Source organism: Streptomyces sp. SAS_272, from assembly GCF_052543235.1.
Genome location: NZ_JBMNDR010000177.1, coordinates 1 through 4967, shown reverse-complemented (window position 1 = coordinate 4967; position 4967 = coordinate 1). Strand labels below are relative to the sequence as shown.

General features: G+C 74.5%; 1 protein-coding gene. It reads left to right on the top strand.

The genetic code is table 11. The annotated features are described in order from the left end of the window. Nucleotides 1–4967 (top strand): SDR family NAD(P)-dependent oxidoreductase (locus ACN6LD_RS41795; protein WP_445045896.1); only part of this gene is annotated, 4967 nt, incomplete at both ends.

The window sequence follows — 4967 nt, the reverse complement described above, 5'->3', positions numbered from 1 at the left end:
GGTATGAGTACGGGCCGGTGTTCCAGGGTGTGGGCGCGGTGTGGCGTCGGGGCGAGGAGGTGTTCGCCGAGGTCGCTCTGGGCGAGGGGGAGCGGGAGTCGGCTGCGGGGTTCGGGGTGCATCCGGCGTTGCTGGACGCGTCGTTGCATGCCGGGCTGCTGCCGGGAGCAGAGGCGCAGGGTGCGGGTGCGGGTGTGCCGCGGCTGCCGTTCGTGTGGTCGGGCGTGCGTCTGCACGCGACGGGTGCGGCGGCGGTGCGGGTGCGGATCGTGCCGGCCGGTGAGGGCGTCCTGGGGCTCGAGCTGTTCGACGAGGCGGGGCGTCCGGTCGCCGCCGTCGACTCGCTCGCCCTGCGCCCCGTCGACCCCGCCCAACTGGGCGGCAACCCTTCCGGCACCGTCGACGACGCCCTCTTCCGGCTGAACTGGACGCCCCTGCCCGCCCCGAGCACTGCCGCGGACCCCGCCGCCGTCAAGCTCCCGGCGCTGATCGGGACCGGCGATGCGCTGGAGCACGTACCGACCCGGCCGTACGCGGACCTCGACGCCTTCGCCGACGCGCCGGACCTCGACGCCGTCGGCCCGCCCGACGCGCTCCTCGTCCTGTGTGCGCAGCCGGGCGACGACCGTCTCGGCGCGGACGCCGCGCACCGGGCCGTCCAGCGGGCGCTGGACGCCGTGCAGTCCTGGCTGGCCGACGAGCGGTTGCGGACCGCCAGGCTCACCGTCGTCACCCGTGGCGCGGTCTGCACCACCCCGGGCGAGGGACTCGCCGACCCCGCACACGCCCCGGTCTGGGGTCTGCTGCGCACGGCGCAGACGGAGAATCCCGGCCGCTTCGCCCTGATCGACCTGGACGACGACGAGCGCTCCGGCCGCGCCCTGTCGGCCGCCCTCGCCTCCGGCGAGCCGCAACTCGCTGTCCGTGCAGGTGAGCTGCTCGTTCCGCGGCTGGCCCGCGCGGCCGGCAGGCCCGACGCCCTGACACCGCCGGCCGGCGCCCCGGGCGCTCCCTGGCACCTCGACGTGACCACCCGCGGCACCCTGGAGGCGCTGACCCTCGCCCCCGCCGAAGCGGCGTCGGCGCCGCTGGGCCCCGACGAGATCCGGGTGGCGATCCGCGCGGCCGGGCTCAACTTCCGGGACGTCGTGTACACGCTCGGGCTGCTCCCCGGTGACGCCTCCCTCGGCATCGAGGGCGCCGGCGTGATCACCGAGGTCGGCCCGGCCGTCACCGGTCTGGACGTCGGCGACCGCGTCATGGGCATGCTGCCCGACGCCTTCGGCCCGCTGACCGTGGTCGACCACCGTCTGGTCGTGCGCTTCCCCGACCACTGGACGTTCGAGGAGGCAGCCGCCGTCCCCATCGTCTACGGCACCGCGTACTACGCCCTGGTGGAACTGGCCCGCATCCAGCCCGGCGAGAGCCTGCTGCTGCACGCCGCCGCCGGCGGCGTGGGCCTGGCCGCCCTCCAACTCGCCCGCCACCTGGGCGCCGAGGTGTACGGCACCGCCAGCCCCGGCAAATGGGACGCCCTGCGCGCCGCGGGCCTCGACGACACCCACATCGCCTCCTCCCGGGACCTCGACTTCGAGCAGAGCTTCCTCGCCGCGACCGACGGCCGCGGCGTCGACGTCGTCCTCGACTGCCTGGCACGGGAGTTCGTGGACGCCTCGCTGCGCCTGCAGCCGCACGGCGGCCGCTTCATCGAGATGGGCAAGACCGACATCCGCGACCCCCAGGACGTCGCGGCGGCCCACCCCGGAATCGCCTACGAGGCGTTCGACCTGGTGACCGTCGCCCAGGAGGACCCCGAGCTGTTCCGGCGGATGCTCGAGGAAGTCATCGAGCTGTTCGAGCGGGGCGCGCTGCGGCCCTCACCGATCCGCACCTGGGACGTCCGCAGGGCGCCCGAGGCGTTCCGCCACCTGAGCCAGGCACGCAACACCGGAAAGATCGTCCTGACCATGCCGCCCCTGTGGAACCCCGACGGCACGGTGCTGGTCACCGGCGGGACGGGGACGCTGGGCGCGTTGTTCGCGCGGCATCTGGTGGTGGCCTACGGGGTGCGGCATCTGGTGCTGGTGAGCCGCCGGGGCGAGCGGGCGGAGGGGGCGGCCGGCCTGGTCGCGGAGCTGGGCGCCCTGGGTGCGGCGGTGCGGGTGGCGGCGTGTGACGTGGCCGACCGTGAGGCGCTGGCGGGGGTGCTGGCGTCGGTGCCGGCGGGTCATCCGCTGACGGCGGTGGTGCACACGGCCGGGGTGCTGGACGACGGCACGGTGACGGCGCTGACGCCGCAGCGCCTTGAGCGGGTGCTGCGGCCCAAGGCGGACGCGGCCTGGCATCTGCACGAGCTGACCTCGGACATGGACCTCGCCGCGTTCGTCCTGTTCTCCTCCGTCATGGGCACGATCGGCGGCGCGGGCCAGGCCAACTACACCGCCGCCAACGTCTGCCTGGACGCACTCGCCGAGCACCGCCGCGCCCAGGGCGCCGAGGCGACGTCGCTCGCCTGGGGCTTCTGGGACCAGCGCAGCGAACTCACCGGCGAACTCGACGAGGTGGACATCGCGCGCATGGCGCGCGCCGGTCTGGTGCCGCTGGCCTCCCACGAAGGCCTCGCGCTCTTCGACGCGGCGCTCTCCCAGCCCGACGCCGCCCTCGTGCCCGCGCGGCTCGACCTGTCGCGGCTGCGCGCACAGGCAGAATCCGGCTCCCTGCCCGGCGTCCTCAGCGGCCTCGTCCGGGCCCGCCCCCGCCGCACGGCGGCCGCCGGCCCGGCCACCGACGGCGCCTCCCGCCCGTTCGCCGGCCTCACCGGAGCCGAACTGGAGCGGGCGCTCCTGGAGAGCGTGTGCGGCCACGCCGCCGCCGTCCTCGGGCACGGCTCGACCGACACGATCCGCGCCGACAGCAAGTTCAAGACGCTCGGCTTCGACTCGCTGTCCTCGGTCGAACTGCGCAACCGCCTCAACGAGACCACGAAACTGCGCCTGTCGGCCACCGCCGTCTTCGACCACCCGACCCCGGCGGCGATGGTCGCCCACCTGCGCAGCGAACTCGGCGACGACGTCAGCGCCGGCTCCGCCGCCGCGCCGACGGCGCCCGCGGCCGCCCTGCACACCGGCGACGACCCGGTCGTCATCGTCGGCCTCGGCCTGCGCCTGCCCGGCGGCGTGTCCACCCCGCAGGCTCTGTGGGACCTCCTCACCTCCGGCCGGGACACCGTCGGCGACCTGCCCACCGACCGCGGCTGGGACCTCGACACCCTGCACGACGCCGACCCGGACCGGTCCAACAAGAGCTACGTCACCAAGGGGTCGTTCCTCTACGACGCCGCCGGGTTCGACGCGGAGTTCTTCGGGATCAGCCCGCGCGAGGCCCTCGCCATGGACCCCCAGCAGCGCCTGCTCATGGAGACCGCCTGGGAGGCCTTCGAACGCGCGGGCATCCGCCCCGAGTCGCTCCAGGGCAGCCAGGCCGGTGTCTTCGTCGGCGCCCTGTCCCAGGAGTACGGCTCACCCATGCACGAGGCGTCGGACGGCGTCGACGGCCTGATGCTGACCGGCAAGACGACCAGCGTCCTGTCCGGCCGCCTCGCCTACTTCCTGGGCCTGGAAGGACCCGCCCTCACCATCGACACCGCCTGCTCCTCGTCGCTGGTCGCGCTCCACCAGGCCGCACAGGCGCTGCGCGGCGGCGAATGCTCCCTCGCCGTGGCCGGCGGCGTGTCGGTGATGCCGACCCCCGGCTTCTTCACGGAGTTCTCCCGACAGCGCGGACTGGCCAAGGACGGGCGCATCAAGGCGTTCGCCGCCGGCGCGGACGGCACCGGCTGGGGCGAGGCCGTCGGCGTGCTCCTCCTCGAGCGGCTGTCCGACGCCCGCCGCAACGGCCACGAGGTGCTGGCCGTCATCCGCGGCAGCGCCGTCAACCAGGACGGCGCCAGCAACGGCCTGACCGCGCCGAACGGGCCGTCGCAGCAGCGGGTGATCCGTCAGGCGCTGGCGAACGCGGGTCTGTCGGGTGCGGACGTGGACGCGGTGGAGGCGCACGGCACGGGCACCAGGCTCGGCGACCCGATCGAGGCGCAGGCCCTGCTGGCCACCTACGGGCGCGAGCACACGCCCGAGCAGCCGCTGTGGCTGGGCTCGCTGAAGTCGAACATCGGTCACACCATGGCGGCCGCCGGCGTCGCGGGCGTGATCAAGATGGTGGTCTCCATGAACCGGGGCACGCTGCCGCGGACCCTCCACGTCGACCGGCCGACACCGCACGTCGACTGGGACCTCGGGGCCGTCGAGCTGCTGACCGAGGAACGGCCCTGGCCCGAACTCGGGCGCCCGCGCCGCGCGGCCGTCTCCGCGTTCGGGATCTCCGGCACGAACGCGCACCTGATCCTGGAACAGGCGCCCCCGCAGGAGACGCCCGAGAGCGTGGCCGGCCCCGGCGAGGCCGCCTCGGGCGCCGTCGTGCCGTGGGCGCTGTCCGGGAAGTCGGCCGCCGCGCTGCGTGAACAGGCCGCACGGCTCGCCGAGTTCGCCGCCGCTCACCCCGACGTGGACATCGCCGCGATCGGATCCGCCCTCGTCCACCACCGCACCCCCTTCGACCACCGCGCAGTCGTCGTCGGCGCCGACCGGACGACCCTGCTGGACGGCGTCAGGACCGTCACCGAGAACACCTCCTCCCGCCCGGTCGCTTCGGGTCGGACGGTGTTCGTGTTTCCGGGGCAGGGGTCGCAGTGGTTGGGGATGGCTGCGGGGCTGTATGGCGAGGCGCCGGTGTTCCGTGCCCGGTTGGAGGAGTGCGGGCGGGCGTTGGCGGAGTTCGTGGAGTGGGATCTGCTGGAGGTGCTGCTGGGGGAGGGGGATGGGGCGTTGTTGGAGCGGGTGGACGTGGTGCAGCCGGCGTTGTGGGCGGTGATGGTGTCGTTGGCTGAGTTGTGGCGTTCGTTCGGGGTGGCG